This is a genomic window from Ancylobacter koreensis (assembly GCF_023016525.1).
Classification (GTDB): Bacteria; Pseudomonadota; Alphaproteobacteria; order Rhizobiales; family Xanthobacteraceae; genus Ancylobacter; species Ancylobacter koreensis.
In genome coordinates this window covers 270,177-291,378 of record NZ_JALKCG010000002.1, presented here as the reverse complement: position 1 = coordinate 291,378, position 21,202 = coordinate 270,177, and the positions used below count along the sequence as shown (strand labels likewise).

The 21,202-nt window shown below is 70.5% G+C and carries 15 protein-coding genes; 6 read left to right on the top strand and 9 right to left on the bottom strand.

What is annotated here, in order from left to right:
• The first annotated feature begins 29 nt into the window (after positions 1 to 29).
• Positions 30 to 923 (top strand): phosphoserine phosphatase SerB, encoded by an 894-nt coding sequence (serB, locus tag MWN33_RS08435; protein ID WP_425531977.1) that lies wholly within the window; start codon positions 30 to 32, stop codon positions 921 to 923.
• Positions 924 to 930: 7 nt separating this feature from the next.
• Here the strand turns inward: serB and MWN33_RS08430 are convergent, their stop codons facing one another.
• Together MWN33_RS08430 and MWN33_RS08425 are read right to left on the bottom strand one after the other, a co-directional pair.
• Positions 931 to 4,623: an AsmA family protein gene (locus tag MWN33_RS08430; RefSeq protein WP_247200042.1), complete on the bottom strand. Its 3,693-nt coding sequence runs from the start codon at positions 4,621 to 4,623 to the stop codon at positions 931 to 933.
• 185 nt (positions 4,624 to 4,808) lie between these two features.
• Positions 4,809 to 6,215 carry an FAD-binding oxidoreductase gene (locus tag MWN33_RS08425; RefSeq protein ID WP_247200337.1) on the bottom strand — a complete coding sequence of 469 codons (1,407 nt, stop codon included), beginning with the start codon at positions 6,213 to 6,215 and terminating at the stop codon, positions 4,809 to 4,811.
• A 261-nt stretch (positions 6,216 to 6,476) separates the two neighbouring features.
• Between MWN33_RS08425 and MWN33_RS08420 the strand changes: the two genes are divergently transcribed.
• On the top strand, positions 6,477 to 6,989 hold the full coding sequence (locus tag MWN33_RS08420; RefSeq protein WP_247200041.1) for a thioesterase family protein: 513 nt from the start codon (positions 6,477 to 6,479) through the stop codon (positions 6,987 to 6,989).
• Positions 6,990 to 7,013: 24 nt separating this feature from the next.
• Here the strand turns inward: MWN33_RS08420 and MWN33_RS08415 are convergent, their stop codons facing one another.
• Positions 7,014 to 7,952, bottom strand: coding sequence for a 50S ribosomal protein L11 methyltransferase (locus MWN33_RS08415; RefSeq protein ID WP_247200040.1), 939 nt, complete (start codon positions 7,950 to 7,952; stop codon positions 7,014 to 7,016).
• Positions 7,953 to 8,177: 225 nt separating this feature from the next.
• Entirely contained in the window at positions 8,178 to 8,780 is a 603-nt protein-coding gene (locus MWN33_RS08410) for a TetR family transcriptional regulator (RefSeq protein WP_247200039.1), read from the bottom strand.
• 82 nt (positions 8,781 to 8,862) lie between these two features.
• Here MWN33_RS08410 and MWN33_RS08405 point away from each other — a divergent pair, with 82 nt between their 5' ends.
• On the top strand, positions 8,863 to 9,783 hold the full coding sequence (locus MWN33_RS08405; protein WP_247200038.1) for an SDR family oxidoreductase: 921 nt from the start codon (positions 8,863 to 8,865) through the stop codon (positions 9,781 to 9,783).
• A gap of 77 nt (positions 9,784 to 9,860) precedes the next feature.
• Here the strand turns inward: MWN33_RS08405 and MWN33_RS08400 are convergent, their stop codons facing one another.
• The 3 genes from MWN33_RS08400 to MWN33_RS08390 all read right to left on the bottom strand — a co-directional run bounded on the left by MWN33_RS08400 (position 9,861) and on the right by MWN33_RS08390 (position 14,294).
• Entirely contained in the window at positions 9,861 to 12,290 is a 2,430-nt protein-coding gene (locus tag MWN33_RS08400; protein WP_425531988.1) for an ATP-dependent helicase, read from the bottom strand.
• Between the two features lie 200 nt (positions 12,291 to 12,490).
• Positions 12,491 to 13,312 (bottom strand): ABC transporter substrate-binding protein, encoded by an 822-nt coding sequence (locus MWN33_RS08395; protein WP_247200037.1) that lies wholly within the window; start codon positions 13,310 to 13,312, stop codon positions 12,491 to 12,493.
• A gap of 100 nt (positions 13,313 to 13,412) precedes the next feature.
• A complete protein-coding gene (locus MWN33_RS08390) occupies positions 13,413 to 14,294 on the bottom strand; it encodes a LysR family transcriptional regulator (RefSeq protein WP_247200036.1) in 882 nt (293 codons plus the stop codon).
• A gap of 108 nt (positions 14,295 to 14,402) precedes the next feature.
• On the opposite strand from MWN33_RS08390, the gene MWN33_RS08385 reads away from it, so the two are divergent.
• The 3 genes from MWN33_RS08385 (at position 14,403) to MWN33_RS08375 (ending at position 17,942) form a co-directional block, all read left to right on the top strand.
• Positions 14,403 to 15,713: an aspartate aminotransferase family protein gene (locus tag MWN33_RS08385; RefSeq protein WP_247200035.1), complete on the top strand. Its 1,311-nt coding sequence runs from the start codon at positions 14,403 to 14,405 to the stop codon at positions 15,711 to 15,713.
• A 126-nt stretch (positions 15,714 to 15,839) separates the two neighbouring features.
• Entirely contained in the window at positions 15,840 to 17,672 is a 1,833-nt protein-coding gene (locus MWN33_RS08380; RefSeq protein WP_247200034.1) for an aminopeptidase P family protein, read from the top strand.
• A 117-nt stretch (positions 17,673 to 17,789) separates the two neighbouring features.
• Positions 17,790 to 17,942 (top strand): DUF3309 domain-containing protein, encoded by a 153-nt coding sequence (locus tag MWN33_RS08375; protein ID WP_247200033.1) that lies wholly within the window; start codon positions 17,790 to 17,792, stop codon positions 17,940 to 17,942.
• Between the two features lie 81 nt (positions 17,943 to 18,023).
• Here MWN33_RS08375 and MWN33_RS08370 read toward each other — a convergent pair whose 3' ends face one another.
• Together MWN33_RS08370 and ligA are read right to left on the bottom strand one after the other, a co-directional pair.
• Complete coding sequence (locus tag MWN33_RS08370) at positions 18,024 to 18,581, bottom strand: cysteine hydrolase family protein (protein ID WP_247200032.1); 558 nt, start codon at positions 18,579 to 18,581, stop codon at positions 18,024 to 18,026.
• 84 nt (positions 18,582 to 18,665) lie between these two features.
• Positions 18,666 to 21,143 (bottom strand): NAD-dependent DNA ligase LigA, encoded by a 2,478-nt coding sequence (ligA, locus tag MWN33_RS08365; RefSeq protein ID WP_247200031.1) that lies wholly within the window; start codon positions 21,141 to 21,143, stop codon positions 18,666 to 18,668.
• Positions 21,144 to 21,202: the final 59 nt, after the last annotated feature.

Here is a 21,202-nt window from a genome sequence, read left to right as displayed (position 1 = left end):
TCCCCTCAGTCTCTCCCCAGCATGCCCCGATGACCGATACATTCCCCAGCGTCGCCGTCCTCATCTCCAATCCGGCCGCCCCGGCGGTCGATGCCGCCGCGATCGCGGCCGCCCGCGCGGCGCTGCCGGCCCCCGGCGCGGCGCGCACGCTCGCCCCCGGCATCGCCGCCGAGATCCCGTTTTCGGGCGACGGCGATATCGCGGCAGTGCGGGCAGCATTGGGCGACGCCCCCGTCGACGTGGCCCTGCTGCCGGCGCAAGGACGGCGCAGGAAACTGTTCCTCGCCGACATGGATTCCACCATGATCGGGCAGGAATGCATCGACGAACTGGCCGATTATGCCGGTATGAAGGCGCATGTCGCGGCCATCACCGAGCGCGCCATGCGCGGCGAGATCGCCTTCGAGCCGGCGCTGCGCGAACGCGTCGCACTGCTCAAGGGCCTGCCGCTCGCGGTCGTCGACGAGGTGATCGCCGAGCGCATCCGCCTGACGCCGGGCGGCACCGAACTGGTGCGCACCATGCGGGCGAACGGCGCGCATACGCTGCTGGTCTCCGGCGGCTTCACCCTGTTCACCGAGCGCGTCGCCGCGCTCATCGGCTTCGATGCCCATCGTGCCAACGTGCTGGTGGCGGATGGCGAGAGCTTCGCCGGCCTCGTTGAGGAGCCGATCCTCGGCCGCGAGGCCAAGCTCGCCTCGCTCGTCGAGCTGCGCACCGAGCTCGGCCTCGGCCATGCCGACACGCTGGCGGTCGGCGACGGCGCCAACGACCTCGCCATGATCGGCGAGGCGGGGCTCGGCGTCGCCTACCACGCCAAGCCGGCAGTCGCGGCCGCTGCGCAAGTGCGCATCGACCATGGCGACCTCACCGCGCTGCTCTATCTGCAGGGCTATGCCGCCGACGAATTCGTGACGGCCTGAGCGGCGCTCACGGCGCCAGCGGCGGCGCCATGATCGGGCTGCGCAGCGGATCGGCCGGAATGTCGACCGGCGGCGCCAGCGGCGGCGCGGCACTGCCGGGCGCGAGGCTTCCGGGAGCGAGAGCGCCGGACGAGGAAGCGGGCGGAACGGCCTGCGGCGGCGCATATTGCCCGTAATAGGATTGCGGCGCGGCCGCGCGCGGCGGCGTGGCCGGCGCCTGACGGGGCGCGGCCTGCTGCGGGGCAGGCTGTTGCGGCGGAAGGCGGGGCACCGCCTGCGGGGCGTATTGCGGCATGGGCGGACGGGCGGGCGCGTCGGTGGTCTGGCCGCCATTGGTCAGCGGCGTGCGGCCGTATTCGGCCTCCAGCCGCTTGGTCTCTCGGTCGAGTGCGCGCATGTTGATCGCCGTGGTCAGCGCGGTGATGTCGAAACGCCGCTCCGGCGCGGCGAGCGGGCCGCGCCACTGCACGGCGGCGGCCGGCGCGGCCGGCAGCCCCTCATTGCCGACATCCTGCATCTCCAGCGTCGCCTCGAAGCCGAGCGCGGGAATGTCCAGGAATCCGCTCAGCCCGAAGCGCTGGTCGCCCTGTGCGAGGCGCGCCGTGCTGGTGCGCGCCACCCCGTCCACCACGCTCACCGACGCCTCGGCGCGGGCGAGCCGCAGCGGGCCTTTCGACAGGCCGGCATTGAGCATCTGCACGAGGCGCGCCTGATCCGGCGGCAGCCCGCGATCGGTGGCGAGCATCACATATTGCAGGGCGGTCGGGTCGTTATAATCGATCTCCAGCCCCTCTACGGCGAAGCTGCCCTGCCCCTGAAGCTGGCTCGCCAGCGCGAAGGGCGAATTGCCCCGCCCGGTCAGGTCCAGCGTGGCGGAGACCTTGCCGCGCACGCCCGGCTTCTTCACCCCGGCTGCCGCCAGCAGGGCCGTTCCATCGGCCCCGGCCATCGTCAGCCGCCCGTCGAACTGCGCCGTCTCGCCCTCGCGTCCGAGATTGAAACGGCCCGACAGCGTGCCGCCGGCGAAGGCGCCGGAGAACTCCTCGACCGACAGCCGCCCGCCGGAAAGCCGCGCCTGCACCTTTGCGGCGCCGAGCGAGAGGCCGCCGAGCAGATCGAGCCTGCCGATGCCGAGCCTGGCGTTGAGCGCCAGCCCGCCGAGCGCGGGCGGCCCGAAGCGCCCCTTGGGCCAGCCCTCGCCGCTTCCGGCGGCAGCGCCGGCCACCAGCCCCAGCGCGCGCGCGGCGCTCCAGTCGGGCGTGTTGATCTCCAGCTCCACAGACTGGCCCGGCACATAGGCGAGCGCGCCGTCGAGCTTCTGCCCGGCGATGGAGCCGGCAAGTCCGCGCAGCCACCAGGTCTCGCCTTCGCGGCCGAGCGCGCCCTTGAAGGCGGCGGGCACGCTGCGCGCGCCGCTGGCGGCGATGCCGGGCAAAAGGGCGGCCAGATCCGCCCCGTCCAGCACGATGGAAAGGTCGGGCTGCACGCGGCCCTCGCCGTCGCTGCCGAGCGTGCCGCGCGCCGTGAGGCTGGCGCCGGCCAGCGTGAGGCGGGCGTCGAGCCTCTCGCCGAACTCCACGTTCAGCCGGCCCGCCCCGAGAGAGGGACGCAGCCCCGGCACGCCGAACCGCGCCAGCACGGCGCTGCCGTCGCTGGCGTCAAGCTGTGCGCGCCCGTCGAGCGGGCGGTCGGCGCCGAAGCCGACGCGGCCGGAACCGGACAGCACGCCGAGCCGGCCGCTGGCGTCGACGCTCGTGCGTCCGGCCTTCTGCTCGACGACGACGCGCAGATCGACCGGCGCCAGCGCGGCGCCGGCGCGCGACAGCACGGCGTCGGCCTGCGTCAGGCCGAAGGCTCGCGCCAGCGCCGGCAGGGCGTCGACGCGCGGCCCGGTGAGCTTGGCCTCGAAACGCCCATCGGCGACCCCGCCGGTTGCCTGCGCCTCGCCGAAGGCCGCGAGCCGCCCCGAGCCGGCGAGGGTGAGGCCGGCGAAATCCTCGATGGCAAGCCGCTCGATGCCGAGGCCGTCGGCCCCGCCCTTGAGGATGAGGTCGATGCCCGCCGCGTCGAGGCCGGCGAGCTTCACCTGCCGGCCGGACAGGCTGAGCGCGAGATCGGTACGCTCCAGCCCGAAGCCGACGAGGCGGCGGGCGGTCAGCAGCAGCGCGTCGAGGTCGATATCGGTGCTCGACAGCACGGCGTCGATGCGCCCGCGTGCGCCGGGCGCGGGCAGCGTATACGCGGCGGTGCCGGAGAAGCGGCCATCGCCGGCGACGACGTCCAGCTTGTCGAGGGCGATGCGCCCCGCCGCGACATTGATGTCGGCGGCGAGCCGCGCCCCACCCGCCGGAAGGCCGGCGAGCAGGCCGCGCGCCTCCGGTGCCGCCCAGGCGGCAAAGGCGGGAAGGTCCTGCGCCTCCAGCAGCACGGTGCCGCCGAACAGGGCGCGGGCGGGGTCGCCGGTCGCCGCCGTTACGCTCGGCAGGCTGCCGGAAAGCTGCGCCCGGGTGCCGCCGGGAAGACGGGCCTGCAGATCGCGGGCGCGCCAGCCGGCCGCCGACCAGTCGAGCCCGGCTTTTACCTCGCGCAGCGGCGCGCCGGAGAGCAGCACCGTGTCGCTCGACAGGTCGAGCGTGCCGTTTGCGGCGACACCCGCCAGCGGCGCGATGGTGCGGGCGAGCGCATCGAAAGCGGCGAGCGGCGCCGCGCCACCTGTCATGGCGTTGAGGTCGACCTGCCGCGCGGCAAGCTTGAGTTCGAGGCGCGATTCCGGCTGGTTCTGCGTGCCGCCCGACAGGCGGGCCGTGCCGGAGAGCTCGACTGGGCGCTGGGCGCCCTCCAGCGTGAGCGCAAGCTCGCTGGCGGTGACCTGCTGCGCGCTGGCCTCCACCGTGCCGGAGAGGTTCCAGCCCTTCAGCACGTCCGGGGACCCGGTCGCGGGCTGGCCGTCCGCGCCGCGCGGCGCGCCGGCGGGAGCGTTGGTCTGGGCGAGCGCGGCCCGTCCCCGGAACGCCGGCTTGCCACCCGCAAGGCTGAACACGCCGTCGGCGTCGAGGCTGAAGGGCGAACCGACATTCTGCACGCCGAGGCGCCCCTTGGCGGTGCCGTCGGCGGCGAAGCCGGCGAGCGACAGGCGCAGCCTGCGGCGCACGCCGCCCGTCTCGACCTCGCCCTCCAGCCGCATGGGACCGGCGGCGCCGCCGATGTCGCCGGCGAGGTCCATGTCATCGAGCTTCAGCGCGCGGCCATTGGCGCGGTCGATAAGCTCGGCCGAGCCGTCGACCACCGAGAGCTCGGCGACGCTGAAGCCGCGCGGGCGCACGGCGCCGGTGGGCAGCGCGACCTTGCCGGTGGCGTCGACCACCAGCCGCGCGCGCGGGCGCAGCAGCGTGAGATGCTCGGCCACCACCTCGCCGCGCAGCAGCCCGCCGAGCGAGAGGCGGCCGGAAAGCTCCGCCACGGTGAGGCCTGTGCCGCCGCCGTCGACGCCGATGGAGACGTCGCGCAGCACGATGCGAGGGGTCGGCAGGATGGAGGCGTCGATGGGACCGCGTATGAGCACGGGCGCACCGATGGTGCGGGCGGCCTGCGCCTCGAACACCGAGCGCCACTGCGTCCAGTCCACGACGAAGGGTGCGGCGAAGGCGGCCACCACGGCCAGAATGACGGCGCTCGCGATCGTCAGCAGCAGGTTCTGCACGCTATCCCTCCGGTTGGTCTCCCGCGCACCCCGTCCCGGAAATCGGGGCGCTGCACCACTCTAGGCTAGATTGTTGATATTTTTTGCATTCTCCGCGCCGCCCGCAAAGCGCCAATTGAACCCGCCGGGGCCGGCAGGCCGCAGCACCCCGTGCCCGGCGCCGGCTCCCGGTGCCGGATCGCCCGTCAGGGCAGGATCTTGCCGGGATTCATGATGTTCTGCGGATCGAGCGCCTGCTTGACCGCGCGCATCGCATCGAGCGTCGCCGCGCCGTGCTCGGCCTCCATATATTTGCGCTTGCCCTGCCCGACGCCGTGCTCGCCCGTGGCGGTGCCCCCCATGGCGAGCGAGCGCTTGACCATGCGCGAGATGAAGTCCCCGGCCTTGGCGACGTCCTGCGGATCGCTCATGTCGACCAGCGTGACCGTGTGGAAATTGCCGTCGCCGATATGGCCGACGATGGGCGCCAGCATGCCCATCTCCTCGATGTCGCGCTTGGTCTCGTCCACGCAGTCGGCAAGGCGCGAGAGCGGCACGCACACATCGGTCGCCAGCGCCTTGGCGCCGGGCTTGAGCGGCAGGCAGGCCCAGTAGGCATCGTGCCGCGCCTGCCAGAGCCTGGTGCGATCCTCCGGGCGCGTCGCCCATTTGAAATCGCCGCCACCATATTCCGCCGCGATCTCGCCGAAGCGCTCGGCCTGCTCGTGCACGCTCGCCGGTGTGCCGTGGAACTCCACGAAGAGCGTGGGCTGCTCGGCGAGGTCGAGCTTGGAATAGGCGTTGCAGGCCCGCACCTGCACCTCGTCCAGCAGTTCGATGCGCGCCACCGGCAGGCCGGACTGGATGGTGAGGATCACCGCGTCGCAGGCCGCGCGCACCGTCGGGAAGCCGCAGACGCCGCCGGAGATCGCCTCCGGTATGCCGGATAGGCGCAGCGTCAGGCTGGTGATGATGCCGAGCGTGCCCTCGGCGCCGACGAAGAGGCGCGTGAGGTCGTAACCGGCGGACGACTTCTTCGCCCGGCGCGCGGTGGTGATGACCTCGCCATTGGCGAGCACCGCCGTCAGCGCGATCACGTTCTCCTTCATCGTGCCGTAGCGCACCGCATTGGTGCCGGAGGCGCGGGTGGAGGCCATGCCGCCGAGCGAGGCGTCCGCGCCGGGGTCGATGGGGAAGAACAGGCCGGCGTCGCGCAGATGCTCGTTGAGCTGCTTGCGGGTAACGCCCGGCTCGACCACGCAGTCGAGGTCCTCCGGGTGCACCGAGAGCACGCGGTTCATCCGCGACAGGTCGATGGAGATGCCCCCGCGCGGCGCGTTGATTTGGCCTTCGAGCGAGGTGCCGGTGCCGAAGGCGATGACGGGCACGCCTTCGCGGGCGCAGGCACGCACCACCGCCTGCACCTCCTCCGTGCTCTCGACGAACACCACCGCGTCGGGCGCCTCGTTGTCGAGCCAGGTGATGGTGTTGGCGTGCTGCTCGCGGATCGCCCGGCCGGCCGTCAGCCGGTCGCCGAAGACGGCGGAAAGCTCGGCGATGACGGAAGCCACGGCCGTCCCTGCCGCCTCACGCGTCGTCGCCGTGGCGGATATCTCCCGAGCCAGTTCTCCCAAGGCGCTCTCCTCTTCACCGTACCTGCCCGCCAGTCGGCGGGGACGGCATATACCTAAACAACCGGGGCCGCGAGCCCGACCGGCGGGCGGGGCCGCGTAAAAAGCACGACGAAACCCTCGGATCGCGAAATTTCGGCCATCCAATAGCCATCAGAACAGGTGACGACTGCACTGAAAGTCGGCACAATGCTTGTCAATAAGGCAGCGCGCTAGATGCGCTCCACGGTCGGGAATGGTGTCATGCTGGACGGGATCGATTTCGAACCCGTGTTTTTCGCGCCCTTCGTTTCGTCCGTGATGACGGTCGAACCGGGCTGGGCCGATCACAACGGGCGGCTGAACACAGCCTTCTACAGCCTTCTCTTCGACCGTGCGGTCGAAGAGGCGGTGTTCCTCGTGGGTCTCGGGCCCCATCGCTTCGAGAGCCGCAGCGCCTCCTTCCTCACGACGGAGGCTCATCAGCGCTTCCTGCGCGAGCTTCGCGTGGGCCAGGAGGTGCGGGTGACGCTGCGCCTCGTCAATTACGACGACAAGCGCATGCATCTGTTCCAGGAGCTGCACCACGCCCGTGAGGGCTGGATCGCCGCCACCCACGAGCAGATCGCCCAGCACATCGAGGCCGGCACGCGCCGCGTGGCGCCGTTCCCCGACGAGGTGCTGGAGCGCCTGGCGCTCATGCGGGCGGCCCATGGCGCGCTGCCCGCGCCGGACGGGCTCGGTCGGCCGATCAACCTGCCGATCCGCCTGCTGTGAGCGTGACGCCGCGCTGAACCTGTCTCACCGCGTGCCGGCGGGCGTCGCGTTGCGCCCGCGGTCGGCGGCCAGTTCCAGCGTGGTCCAACCTTCGATGGTGCGCCGGCGCTTGAGGCGCAGCCCCTGCGCGCGATAGGCCGCCAGCGCCGCATTGGCGTGCGAGGGCAGCAGCCCGGACAGCACCACCGTGCCGCCGGGCGCCAGCAGCCGCGACAGCGGCCGGGCGATCGCCTTGAGCGGCGGCAGCAATATGTTGGCGAGGATCAGGTCGTAGGGGCCCTGCCGGACGAACTCCCCCGCCCCCAGCCCCGGCGCGTGCAGGAAGCGGATATGCGGCGCGGCATGGTTCGCCACCGCGTTCGCCTGCGCGGTCGTCACCGCCACCTTGTCGATGTCGCTCGCCAGCACCGGCGCATGGAACAGCCGCGCCGCCGCCATGGCGAGCACGCCCGTGCCGGTGCCGATGTCGAGCGTGCGGCCGGGCCGGCGCTGCTTGCCATAGGCCACGATGGCCGCGAGGCACCCCTTGGTGGTGCCGTGATGGCCGGTGCCGAAGGCGAGCGCCGCCTCGATCTCGATGCCGATCTGGCCGGGCGCGAGGCGCCCGCGATCATGCGAGCCGTGCACCACGAAGCGCCCGATGGCGACCGGCGCCAGCCCTTCGAGCGAGGCGCTTACCCAGTCCTTCTTGTCGAGCAGCAGGAACACCGCCGCCGCCGCGGCCTGCGGCGAGACCAGCGCGATCAGCTCGCGCACGCCGTCCTCGTCCGGCGCCTCGCCGAAATAGACCTCGACCGCCCAGCCCGAGCCCTCCGCGCGGTCCTCCACCTCAAAGGCGGCGGTGGCGACTTCGGCGGGATCGAAGGTCTCGCCGAGGAACTCGGCGATGGCGCGGGCCTCATGCTCGGGCGCATCCACGCGCATCACATGCGTGGCGCCGTTCGGCGGCAATCCTTCGAGCATGGCGATCCCCGGCTGAAAATTCGGACGCGCGCTGTCTAAGCGAGGACGCGGCGGAAGGCCAGCGGCGCGAGGGGCTGCGCGGAAACGTCGGCATGCCGCCCGGGGGGCGCCCCCGCGACAGTGCCTGATTCAGCTCGGCCCTGCTCGAAGGTCGATGCCAGCCACAGATTATCGCGTCGCCGGCTGCGGAGACCTTCGCGCACGGCCCAAAAGGGCGTACCGCCCTCACGGTGTACGCTCGGCGAGCGCCGCGAATGCTTCCCGCACATAGGTCTCGAGCGGGCGGGCGCCCTGTTCGGCGCTCCACGCCTCGGCGGCGATCCGCATCGCGCCGATGCCCATCATGGCGACGACGCGAAGGCGAACGCGCTTCTCAGGTGCGGGCCATTTCTGCGCAAGGGCCGCGAACAGTTCTTCTTCCTGGCGCCCGTAACTTGCCTGCTTGCGCGCCCGCAGCGCCTCCGTGGAGCGGAGCAGGCGATCGATGGCGACGGCCTCCCGATTCTCAAATTTCGAAACCATCGTCAGCAAGGCGTCCCGGACGACATCGATCGGCGCGCGGTCGGAGGGCGCCACGGCCAGGGACGCGCGGAATATTTCTTCGGTACCGCTTTGCCAGGCGAGCAGGATGGCATCCTTGGACTCAAAGTAATGGAATACGGTCCGCCGGGAGATGTCCGCAGCGACCGCGATCTCGTCGAGCGTCGTCTCGTCAAATCCCTTTTCCAGGAACAGCCGCAACGCGGCCTCCGCAATGCGCTGGCGTGTCTGCCGCCGCTTTCGCTCGCGCAGCCCTTCAGGCCGGTTTGTCGTCCGGTGCTCACTCATCCGTCACAGCCTGCCGTAAATTTGCCCCGATTGCAATGTTGCACTGAGTGCAATATATTACGATGAATGTTGGAGCGGACAGATGGCGGGTTGGAGCTTTTCCGATATCCCTTCGCAGCAGGGCCGCAGGGCGGTCGTAACCGGAACGGGCGGGCTCGGCTATGAGACGGCGCTGGCTCTCGCCCGGGCCGGAGCGGAGGTGACCCTGGCCGGCCGCAATCCGGAGAAGGGGGCGGACTCGGTTTCCAGGATCAGGGCGGACGTGCCTGCGGCAAGGATCGGCTTTGAACGGCTCGATCTCGCCAGTCTCGCCTCGGTCGAGGACTTCGCCGGCCGGCTGCTTGCCGAAAGCACGTCTCTCGATCTGCTGGTCAACAATGCCGGGGTTATGACGCCGCCGAGCCGGCAGGCGACCTCGGACGGCTTCGAGCTTCAGTTCGGCACCAATTATCTCGGCCACTTCGCGCTGACCGGGCGATTATTGCCGCTCCTGTCGAAGGCGCGCGCGCCCCGCGTGGTCAACCTCAGCAGCCTCGCTCATCGCGGCGGCGCCCTCCACTTCGACGATCTGCAATGGGAGCGCTCGTACCGGCCATGGGCAGCCTACGGCCAATCGAAGCTGGCGATGCTGATGTTCGCCTTCGAGCTGCAACGGCGGAGCGACGCCGGCGGGTGGGGCCTGATGAGCAATGCCGCCCATCCCGGTTACGCGCGGACCGAGCTCATCGCCAACGGACCCGGCACAGACCGCTGGCTCTTCAAATTGACCGGATTTATTCGCCCGTTTGCCAGCCAGTCCGCCGCCGAGGGCGCGCTGCCCACCCTGTTTGCCGCCACCGCGCCAGAAGCTCGCGGCGGCGCCTATTACGGGCCGGATGGGTTCTACGAGCTCAAGGGACCGCCGAAGCCCGCGAAGGCAATGCCGCAAGCGCAGGATAGGAAAGCCGCCGCGAAACTGTGGGAGGTCTCCGAACGTCTGACAGGCGTGTCATTCCCGGCCTGAGACGGGCGCCGCTGGTCGCTGAAGACAGGGCTGCCGACTACCCGGCCGGGGACGTCGGCGGACCGGGGCGCCCCGCCTCACGCGGCCTCGACGAAGCTGTCGACGACCTTTTTCTCGCCCGCCTTGTCGAACAGCACGGTCAGCTTGTTGCCTTCCACCGAGGTCACTTCGCCATAGCCGAACTTCTGGTGGAACACCCGCGTGCCGAGCGCGAAGCGCGCGGGCGTGCCGGTCGACTTGGCGATCAACTCGCCCTCGATCACCCGGCCGCGCGCGCCCTCGCTCGCCGCGAAGCGCGAGGGGCGGTTGTCGGCAAAGCCACCGCCCACAGAGCCCCCGCCGGAAAACGCGCCTTGGCGACCGCTCTCCTGGCGCGCCTGCGCCCGCTGCCAGCCCGGCGTCGAATAGGAGGAGCCGAAGCTCTGCGCCTCGTCGAAGCGGCTCGGCCCGTAGCCGTAGCGGCCCGACTGCCCGCCGCCCCAGCCCGAGCCGCCGCGCGATTCGGTCACCTCCACGTCCTTCTCCGACAATTCGTCGAGGAAGCGGCTCGGCACGGCGGACTGCCACAGCCCGTGGATGCGCCGGTTGGAGGCGAAGAACACCTTGGCGCGGCGCCGCGCGCGGGTGAGCCCGACATAGGCGAGGCGGCGCTCCTCCTCCAGCCCCGCGCGGCCCTGCTCGTCGAGCGCGCGCTGGTTGGGGAACACGCCCTCCTCCCAGCCGGGCAGGAACACGGTGTCGAATTCCAGCCCCTTGGCAGAATGCAGCGTCATGATGTTGACCGCGTCGCCGCCCGCGCCGCCGTCGACATCCATCACCAGCGAGATGTGTTCGAGGAAGCCGATCAGGTTCTCGAACGGCTCCATCGAGCGCACGAGTTCCTTCAGGTTCTCCAGCCGCCCGGTGGCGTCGGCCGAGCGGTCCTTCTGCCACATCTCGGTGTAGCCGGATTCATCCAGCACGATCTCGGCAAGCTCGTGATGGGGCATCGTCGCCATCTGCTCGCGCCAGCGGTCGAAGGAGCCGACGAGGTCGCGCAGGGTCTGCCGCACCTTCGGCTTCAGCTCCTCGCTCGTTACCAGTTCGCGCGCCGCCTCGACGAGCGGGAGCTGCGCCGCGCGGGCATGGTCGTGGATCTGCCGCAGCGCGGCGTCGCCCAGCCCGCGCTTGGGCACGTTGACGATGCGCTCGAAGGCGAGATCGTCGGAGGGCGAGGCGATGACGCGCAGATAGGCCAGCGCGTCGCGGATTTCCGCCCGCTCATAGAAGCGCGGCCCGCCGATGACGCGGTAGTTCAGGCCCAGCGTGACGAAGCGGTCCTCGAATTCGCGCATCTGGAACGAGGCGCGCACGAGGATGGCGACCTGCGTCAGCGCATGGCCCTGCCGCTGGAGCTGCTCGATCTCCTCGCCGATGGCGCGGGCTTCCTCCTGGCTGTCCCAGGCGCCCGTCACCGTCACCCTCTCGCCGCGCTCGCCTTCCGAGAACAGCGTCTTGCCGAGCCGGCCCTCATTATGGGCGATGAGATGGGCGGCGGCGCCGAGAATGTGGCCGGTGGAGCGGTAGTTGCGCTCCAGCCGCACCACCTTGGCGCCGGGGAAATCGGTCTCGAAGCGCAGGATGTTGTCCACCTCGGCGCCGCGCCAGCCATAAATCGACTGGTCGTCGTCGCCGACGCAACAGACGTTGCGCGAGCCCTGCGCCAGCAGCCGCAGCCAGAGATACTGGGCGACGTTGGTGTCCTGATACTCGTCGACGAGGATGTAGCGGAAGCGCCGGTGATAATCCGCCAGCACGTCCGGGTTCTCGCGCAACAGGCGGATGCCTTCCAAGAGCAGATCGCCGAAATCGACGGCGTTGAGCGCCTTCAGCCGCGCCTGATAGTCGGCATAGAGCTTTTGTCCGCGCCCGTTGGCGAAGGAGGCGCCCTCGCCCGCCGGCACCTGCTGGGGTCCGAGCCCCCGGTTTTTCCAGCCGTCGATCACATTGGCGAGCAGCCGCGCCGGCCAGCGCTTCTCGTCGATGTTCTCGGCCTGAAGGAGCTGCTTCAGCAGCCTTATCTGGTCGTCGGTGTCGAGAATGGTGAAGCCGGACCTGAGCCCCACCAGCTCGGCGTGCCGGCGCAGCATGCGCACGCCGATGGAGTGGAAGGTGCCCAGCCACGGCATGCCCTCCACCTCCTCGCCGACCATGGCGTGGATGCGCTCCTTCATCTCGCGCGCAGCCTTGTTGGTGAAGGTCACGGCAAGGATCTGCGAGGGCCAAGCGAGGCCGAGCGAGAGGATGTGGGCGATGCGGGTGGTCAGCACCCGCGTCTTGCCGGTGCCGGCGCCCGCGAGCACGAGAACGGGGCCGTCGGTGGCTTCCACCGCCTCGCGCTGCTCGGGGTTGAGCCCGTCGAGATAGACCCCGCGTCCGGCCGCCGCCCGGCCGGGATTGGCCATGGCCGCCGCGCGCGCGGCGATGCCGCCGGGGCGCGGGGCAGGCACGGGCAAGGCGTCGTCCATATCCCGGCCGCCGGATGCCCGGTTCTCACCGGCCGGCAGGTCGAAGGGAATGTCGAAGGGATCGTCTTGCGTCTGCTTCCGGTCGGCCAAAGGCCCGCTCGCTGTCATCGGCATGAATAGGCATGATTCTAGATCAGAACAAAATGGCATCGGCATGCCCGTTTGGCGAGGGCAGGGCCTAGTTCGCCTGTGCGTGCCGCTCAGGGACGGGGCAGCACCGTGGTGACGGGGGAATTCGGCTCCGGCTTCATGCCGAACCAGCGCTGGTGGATCGCCGCCAGCGTGCCGTCGCGCTTGAGCTCGGACAGCGCGGCGTCGACCCGTGGGGTCAGCGGTGAATTCAGCGGCAGCGCGATGGCGTACTGGTCGTCGGTCGGCAGGCGGATCATGACGGCGAGGTCGGTCTGCTTGAGCAGCCGGTAGAGCAACGCCGGCAGGTCTCCGACATAGGCGTCGATCTCCCCGGCGCGAAGCTGGCGGACCGCCGCGTCCAGCCCTTCGGACGGCACGACGGGGCCGAAGCCGTAGCGCGCGCGGTTCTGCGCCAGCCATTGCTCATTGCTGGAACCCGCTTCGGTACCGACCCGCCTTCCCGCGAGGTCTTCCATGGCGCGAAGCCGCGAATGCTTCATCGCCGCCACGCCCTGCGAGGTCTGGTAGTAGGGCTGGGTGAAATCGAACTGCCGCCGCCGCTCGGGCGTGATGGTGATCGAGCAGATCGCCGCGTCGATGCGCCCTTCCGCCAGCGCCGCGAAGAGCTGCGCGAAGGGCATCTCGACGAAGTTCACATCGGCGTCGAGCCGCGCGGCGAGCGCCTTCGCGAGATCCACGTCGAAGCCGGAGAGGCGACCGTTCTCGTGGAACTCCCACGGCCGGTTGTCCGCGAAGGTGCCGACGCGCAGCGTCATGCGCGGCTCGGCCGCCTGGGCGCGAACGGAAGCCAACGTCGCCAGCACGGCGATCGCGAGGCTCGCGACGACGAGGCCGACGGCGCGCAGAAGTGGACGCACCGCGACGTTCATGGCCCCTCCCATGTGTCCGCTGCAACCGACGTCAATCCGCAACCGCGCCAATGCTGAAGCAATTGTCGGTGCCGGTCCACCAGCCAGACGGGCCGCGTCTTCACCTCGCACCATAGTGAAGGGTCGGCAGCACGGCGCCGATATGCTCGCCAAAGGCCCGGGCGGCGAGCGAGGGGCGCGGATCGGCGAATTCCAGCGCGATGCCGATGGTCGGCAGCGGCGGCAGGCCGGCGGTGACGACATGAAGGTCCGGCGGCACCGCCATGCGGGTCAGCACGCTGATGGCGTGGCCGGAGCGGGCGATGGCGATAAGCCCGGCGAGGCTGTTGCTGGCGAAGGCCACCCGGTAGCGACGCCCCACCGCCTCCATCGCCGCGCAGGCCGCGCGATAGTCGAGCGTCAGCGGCGCGGAAAGCGCCAGCGGCAGGCTCGCCTGCTGGAGCACCGCCGGCTCGGGCTCATTGGCCACCCAGACGAAATCCTCCTGCCGGATCGCCTCGCGTCCCGCCGCGTCGGGCAGCGAGACCAGCGCCATCTCGATCTGCCGGCGGTGCAGCAGCGGGCGCAGCTCCAGCGTCGGGGCGCACACCATGCGCAGTTCGACATCGGCATGGCGCGCGCAGAAGCCGCGCAGAAGCTCGGGCAGGAAGGCGGCCGAATAGTCCTCCGGGCAGCCGAAGCTCACCGAGCCGCGCAAACCCGTGCCGCCCATGTCGGCGAGGATCTCGTCATGGCGGGCGAGCAGCGCCTCGGCATGCACCAGCAGCTTCTCGCCCGCCGTGGTGAGCCGCACGCCCGAGCCGCTGCGGTGCAGCAGCGGCTGGCCGATCTGGCTTTCCAGCCGGTGCATCTGCATGCTGAGCGCCGATTGCGTGCGGCCGATCTGCAGGCAGGCGCCGCTGATCGAGCCGGTGCGCGCCACCACGGCGAAGCTGCGAAGCAAGGCGAGGTCGAGATCCGGCACGGGCACTACCGAGGGCATCAATTATGTCGATATCCGAATGAAAGAATATCAGTTTGCCCGAAGCCGCAAGCACCGCTAGCACTTCATGCAGGCCATTTTCACCGCAGGTCCTTTCAGGGTGATCCCATGTCGTTGAACGCCGATGCCGAGTTCTGGGCTGCCGCCAACAAGCACCTCACCCGCTATGGGCCGAGCTTCGAATCCATCATCGTCGAAAAGGCCGAGGGCAGCTTCGTCTACGACGCGGACGGGCGCGGCATACTCGACTTCACCTCCGGACAGATGAGCGCGGTGCTGGGCCACACCCACCCCGACATCGTGGAGACGGTCGACCGCCAGATGGGCCGCGTCGCGCATCTGTTCTCCGGCATGCTCTCGCGCCCGGTGGTCGAACTCGCCTCGCGCCTCGCCGCGCTGGCGCCGGGGCTCGACCGCGTGCAGCTTCTCTCCACCGGCGCGGAATCCAACGAGGCCGCCATCCGCATGGCCAAGCTCGTCACCGGCGGGCACGAGGTCGTTGCCTTCGCGCAGAGCTGGCACGGCATGACCGGGGCGGCGGCCGCGGCCACCTACAGCGCCGGGCGCCGGGGCTACGGGCCGGTGGCGGCGGGCTCCTTCGTCATCCCCGCCCCGAATTCCTACCGCCCGCGCTTCACCCGCCCGGACGGCTCGAACGACTGGCAAGCCGAACTGAACGACGCTTTCGAGCTGATCGACCGCCAGTCCACCGGCAGCCTCGCCGCCTTCATCGCCGAGCCGATCCTGTCGAGCGGCGGCATCCTCGAACTGCCGCCCGGCTACCTGAAGGCCCTGAAGCAGAAGTGCGAGGAGCGCGGCATGCTGCTCATCCTCGACGAGGCGCAGACCGGGATCGGGCGCACCGGCCACATGTTCGCCTTCCAGCGCGACGGCGTGACGCCCGACATCATGACGCTCTCCAAGACGCTGGGCGCCGGCCTGCCGCTCGCCGCCGTGATGACCACCACGGCGATCGAGGAGAAGGCGCATGAGAAGGGCTATCTGTTCTACACCACCCATGTTTCCGACCCGCTGCCGGCCGCCGTCGGCGTCACCGTGCTCGACGTGGTGGAGCGCGACGGGCTGGTGGATCAGGCGATCGCACGCGGGCAGCGGCTGAAGGACGGCCTGCTCTCCCTGCAGCAGCGCTACGAATGCGTCGGCGACGTGCGCGGGCGCGGCCTCCTGCTCGGGCTGGAGATCGTGCTCGACCGCAACACGAAGGAGCCCGGCTTCGAGCTCGGCGCCCGCGTCATGGAGGAGGCGATGACGCGCGGCCTCAGCATGAACATCGTCAAGCTGCCCGGCATGGGCGGCGTGTTCCGCATCGCCCCGGCGCTCACCGTGTCGGAGGCCGAGATAGACCTCGGGCTGGAGATCGTCTCCGACTCCATCGCCGCCGCGACCGCTGCGCGCTGACGCGGGCGACGCCGGCCCACCAACTGGGACCGGCGCCGCCGGATGGCGAAACGCTCTGGCCTGACGGCACCGGGCATGTTCTGATCGCGGCCTTTCCGCCCCGACAGACGTGCTCAGGTGCCTTCCATGTTCGAAGCCAAGTTCCAGACCTTCTCCGACGCCGCCGCGCCCGCGCTCGGCACGGCACGCCTCAAGCTGCTGCGCGCGGAGCTGGAGCGGCGCGGGCTGGACGGCTTCATCGTGCCGCGCGCGGACGCGCACCAGAACGAATATGTGCCGCCCTGCGACGAGCGCCTCGCCTGGCTCACCGGCTTCTCCGGCTCGGCCGGCGTGGCGCTGGTGCTGCGCGAGGAAGCCGCCATCGTGGTCGACGGGCGCTACACGCTGCAGGCGGCGGCGCAGGTCGACACCGCCTCCTTCGAGGTCGTGCCGCTCGCCGAGACCACGCCGGAGCGCTGGCTGGAGAAGCACCTGCCGGCCGGCGCGCATTTCGGCTTCGATCCCTGGCTGATCACGGTGGAAGGCGAAGCCAAGCTGCGCCGCGCCGTCGCCGCTGCCGGCGGCTCGCTGGTCGCGGTCGACGGCAACCCGGTCGATGCGGTGTGGCTGGACCGTCCCGCCCCACCGCTCGCCCCGGTCACGCTGCGCGATCCCGCGCTGGCCGGCGAGGCGGCGCCCGACAAGATCGCGCGCATCAAGGCGGCGCTGGCCGAGCAGAAGCTCGACGCGCTGGTGATCTCCGATCCCCATTCGGTGGCCTGGACCTTCAACATCCGCGGCGGCGACGTCGCCTTCACGCCGCTGCCCCTCTCCTGGGCCATCGTGCCGAGGGAGGGCCGCCCGACGCTGTTCGTCGACGGGCGCAAGCTCTCCAACGCCGCCCGCGATTCGCTGGCGCAGGTCGCCGAGATCGCCGAGCCGGTGCTGCTGGAGCGGGCGGTGGAGATGGCCGCCGGCGGCGGCGCCACGATCCGGCTCGATCAGGCGACCGCGCCCTCGCTTCTCGCCGCGCGCATCGAGGCGGCGGGCGGCAAGGTGTCCGCCGGCCCCAGCCCGGTGGCGCTGATGCAGGCGGCGAAGAACGCCGCCGAGCTCGCCGGCATGCGCGCCGCCCATCTGCGCGACGGCGCCGCGCTCGCCCGCTTCCTCGCCTGGTTCGACGCCGAGGCGCCGAAGGGCGTGCTTACCGAGATCGATGTGGTGGCGGCGCTGGAAACCTTCCGCCGCGAAACCGGCGCACTGAAGGACGTGTCCTTCCCCAGCATCTCCGGCGCGGGGCCGAACGGGGCCATCGTGCATTACCGCGTCAGCGAGGCGACCAACCGGCGCGTCGGCATGGACGAACTGTTCCTCATCGATTCCGGCGCGCAGTACGAGGACGGCACAACGGACGTGACGCGCACCCTCGTCGTCGGCACCGCCAGCCCCGAGATGCGCGACCGCTTCACCCGCGTGCTCAAGGGCCATATCGGCATCGCCCGCGCGGTATTCCCGCTCGGCACCGCCGGCTCGCAGCTCGACAGCTTCGCCCGCCAGCACCTGTGGGCGGCGGGGCTCGATTTCGACCACGGCACCGGCCACGGCGTCGGCGCCTATCTCTCGGTGCATGAAGGACCGGCGCGCATCTCCAAGCTCGGCACGGTGCCGCTGGCGCGCGGCATGGTGCTCTCCAACGAGCCCGGCTACTACAAGACCGGCGCCTATGGCATCCGGCTGGAAAATCTGGAGATCGTCGCCGACGGGCCGGCCGTCGCGGGCGCGGAGAAGACGCTGCTCGCCTTCGAGACGCTGACGCTCGCCCCCTTCGACCGACGGGCGATTGAGCCCGCCCTGCTCACGCCCGGGGAACTGGCCTGGATCGACGCCTATCATGCGCGCGTGCGGGGCGAGATCGGCCCGCTGGTCGATACGGCGACGCGCGCCTGGCTGGAGGCCGCAACCGCGCCACTCGCCGGCTGACCGCGCTCAGTGACGCCGCGACCAAAGCGCGGCGGCAGCGTGGCGGTTCAATGGAACCATCGCGTCATGCCGGCGTTTACTCCGCGACCCCTGTAGCCGGGCAGACGGAGACGCCAAATGACCACCATTCTTATCATCATTCTTGTCTTGATACTTGTCGGAGCCCTGCCGAGCTGGGGCTACAGCCGGAGCTGGGGCTACGGCCCGAGCGGTCTCGTGACCGTTCTTCTTATCATTCTCATCGTGATGATGCTGACCGGGCGCATCTAGCGCCGGGGCCACCGTAGAAACGGGAGCGAGGGCCGCCGCGCGCAAGCCGGCGGCCCTTTTGCATGCCCATGCGTCGACGCCTCAGCCGGCCCAGTCGGTGACGATGGCGCCGGCCGTGCGCGGCGTGGCGCCGGCGAACTCCAGCGCCGCCATCAGCGCGGCCTGGACGCTGGCCGCCGGAACCGCGACATCGCCGAAGGCGAGATCACGCGTCGCCGTGGCGTCGTGCGCCAGCGTCACGCCATAGCCAAGATCCAGCGCCGCGCGGGTGGCCGCGTCCACGCACATGTGGCTCATCGCGCCCACGATCACGAGCGAGCCGATGCCCTTCTCCTTCAGCAGCCCGTCGAGGCCGGTATCGAGGAAGGCGTTGACATTGTGCTTCACCACCACCGGCTCGTCGGGGAGCGGAGCCACCGCCCCATGGATCTCCGCGCCGGGCGTGCCCTCGGCGAAGAAGTCCGCCTCCGAACTGGGGCTTTCATGACGCACATGGATCACCGGGATCCGGTTCCAGCGCGCGGCGGCGATGAGGTCGGCGACCTTGGCAGCGGCGGCGTCCATGCCGGCGAGCGGATACTTGCCGCCGGGAAAGTAGTCGTTCTGCACGTCGATCACGAGAAGCGCGGTGTCGGCCACGATGGGCTCCGGATGTTGCTTCGGGAATGCCGGGTAGGCTGCGGGGGCACGGAGCGCCACGGTCCGCCGCCGGACAGGTATCTGTCAACCGCCTACCAGCGCCAGCCACTCATCCTCGCTCAACACCGTGACACCCAGTTCGCGTGCCTTGGCGAGCTTGGAGCCGGCATCCGCCCCCGCCACGACATAGTCGGTCTTCTTCGACACCGAGCCTGCCACTTTGGCGCCGAGCCGTTCGGCCATCGCCTTGGCGTCCTCGCGTGTCATCTTCTCCAGCGCGCCGGTGAACACCACCGTTTTGCCGGCGACCGCGCCGGAGGCGGCGGCGGCCGGCTGTTCGGCGGGCGCCACCCTCACCTCGGCCAGAAGCTCGTCGAGCAGGGCCCGGTTATGCGCCTCGGCATAGAACTCGCACAGCGACGCCGCCGCGACCGGGCCGACATCCGGCACCGCCGCCAGCGCCTCGAACGCCTCCGACGGCGCCTCGCGGGCGGCGCTCTCGACCGCCTCGATGAGTTCGGCCGCGCCCATGAAGAAGGACCGCATCTCCGTGCGCTGCGCGGCATTGAGGTGGGCCGCCCTGAAGAGTGACCGCACCGCCTCCTCGCCGTCGAGGCTGCGGTCGATTTCGCTCACCGCATCGGCAAGCGCTGTCAGGCTGATCCGGCCAATCCGCGGCACGCTCTCCAGCCGGGTCCAGGCCTCTCCGGGGCGGCCGGGAGCCGCGGCCTCCAGGCTGGCGACCAGGGCTTCGACGCTGCGATAGGTGCGTGCCAGCGCCTTGGAGGTGGTCTCCCCCACATGACGGATGCCGAGCGCGAAGATGAAGCGCGCAAGCGCCACCTCGCGCCGCTCGTCGATCGAGGCGAACAGCTTGTCGACGCCGAGGAACTGCCGCTCCTCCTCCGTCAGCACCTTCTTGCGCGCCTGTCCGGTCTCGATCTCGCGCTGGCGCGCCCGCTCCTCGCGGTGGACGAGAAAGGCCCGGCGCACCTCGTCGCCACGCGCGTGCAGACGGAAAATATCGGCGGGAGTCCGCAAGAGATCCGCCTCGAAGAGCATCTGCACATTCTCGTCGCCCAGCCCCTCGATGTCGAAGGCGTTGCGCGAGACGAAATGGCGGATGCGCTCCACCGCCTGCGCCGGGCAGATCAGGCCGCCGGTGCAGCGGCGCACCGATTCGCCTTCCTCGCGCACCGCGTGCGAACCGCAGGCCGGGCACAGATGCGGGAAGGCGAAGGGCACGGCGCCCGCCGGCCGGCGCTCCAGCACCACGTCGACCACCTGCGGGATGACGTCGCCGGCACGCTGGATGGTCACGAAATCGCCGATGCGGATGTCGACCGGCTTCTCCTCGAAGGTGCCGCGGATCGGCTGGCCGTCGCTGCCGAGGCCGGCAATGTAGTCCTCGTTATGCAGCGAGGCGTTGGACACCACCACGCCGCCGACAGTGATCGGCGCCAGCCGGGCGACCGGGGTGAGCGCGCCGGTGCGGCCCACCTGGATCTCGATGCCGAGCAGCTCGGTCACTGCGCGCTGCGCCGGGAATTTGTGCGCGATGGCCCAGCGCGGCGAGCGCGAGACGAAGCCGAGTTCGGCCTGCTGCACCAGCGCGTTGACCTTGTAGACCACGCCGTCGATGTCGTAGCCGAGCGTCGAGCGCCGCTCGCCGATCATCCGGTAATGCGCCAGCAGCTCCGCCGCAGAGCGGCAGACCACGGTGAGCGGGTTGGTCGGCAGGCCCCAGCGCGCGAACGCCTCAATCACGCCAAACTGGGTATCGGCGGGCAGCGCGTCCTCGCTCACTTCGCCCCAGGCATAGGCGAAGAATCGCAGGGGTCGGCTCGCCGTGATCGAGGGGTCGAGCTGGCGCAGGCTGCCCGCCGCCGCGTTGCGCGGATTGGCGAAGAGCGGCTTGCCCGCCGCCTGCTGGCGCTCGTTGATGGCGGCGAAATCGGCGTGGCCCATATAGACCTCGCCGCGCACCTCGAACACGTCGGGCACGTCCTTGCCGGCGAGGCGCGCGGGAATTTCGCCGATGGTGCGCACATTGTTGGTGACGTCCTCGCCCTCGAAGCCGTCGCCGCGCGTCGCCGCCTGTTTGAAGACGCCATTCTCGTAGCGCAGGTTGCAGGACAGGCCGTCGATCTTCGGCTCGGCGGTGAAGGCGATCTCCGCGTCGGCGGGCAGGCCGAGGAAGCGGCGCACGCGGGCGACGAACTCCTCCACCTCCTCGTCGTCGAAGGCGTTGCCGAGCGAAAGCATCGGCACGGCATGGCGGACCTTGGCGAACTTGGCGGAGGGCGCGGCGCCGACCTTCTCGGAGAGGCTGTCGATGCCCTTCAGCTCGGGAAACTGCGCCTCGATAGCCTCGTAGCGCCGGCGCAGGCCGTCATATTCGGCGTCGGTAAGCGTCGGCGCATCGTTCTGGTAGTAAAGCCGGTCGGCCTTGGCGATCTCCTCGCCGAGCTTCGCATGCTCGGTGGCGGCGGCGTCCGCCGTCAGCGTCTCGACGGCGGGAGCCTGCGGCCCGGAAGCGGGAGACTTGGCGTCGTTCGTCATGGCACCCTCCGTCGAATTCCCGCCGTGCTTGCTGTCCGCCGGCTCCTTCCCATTCCAGA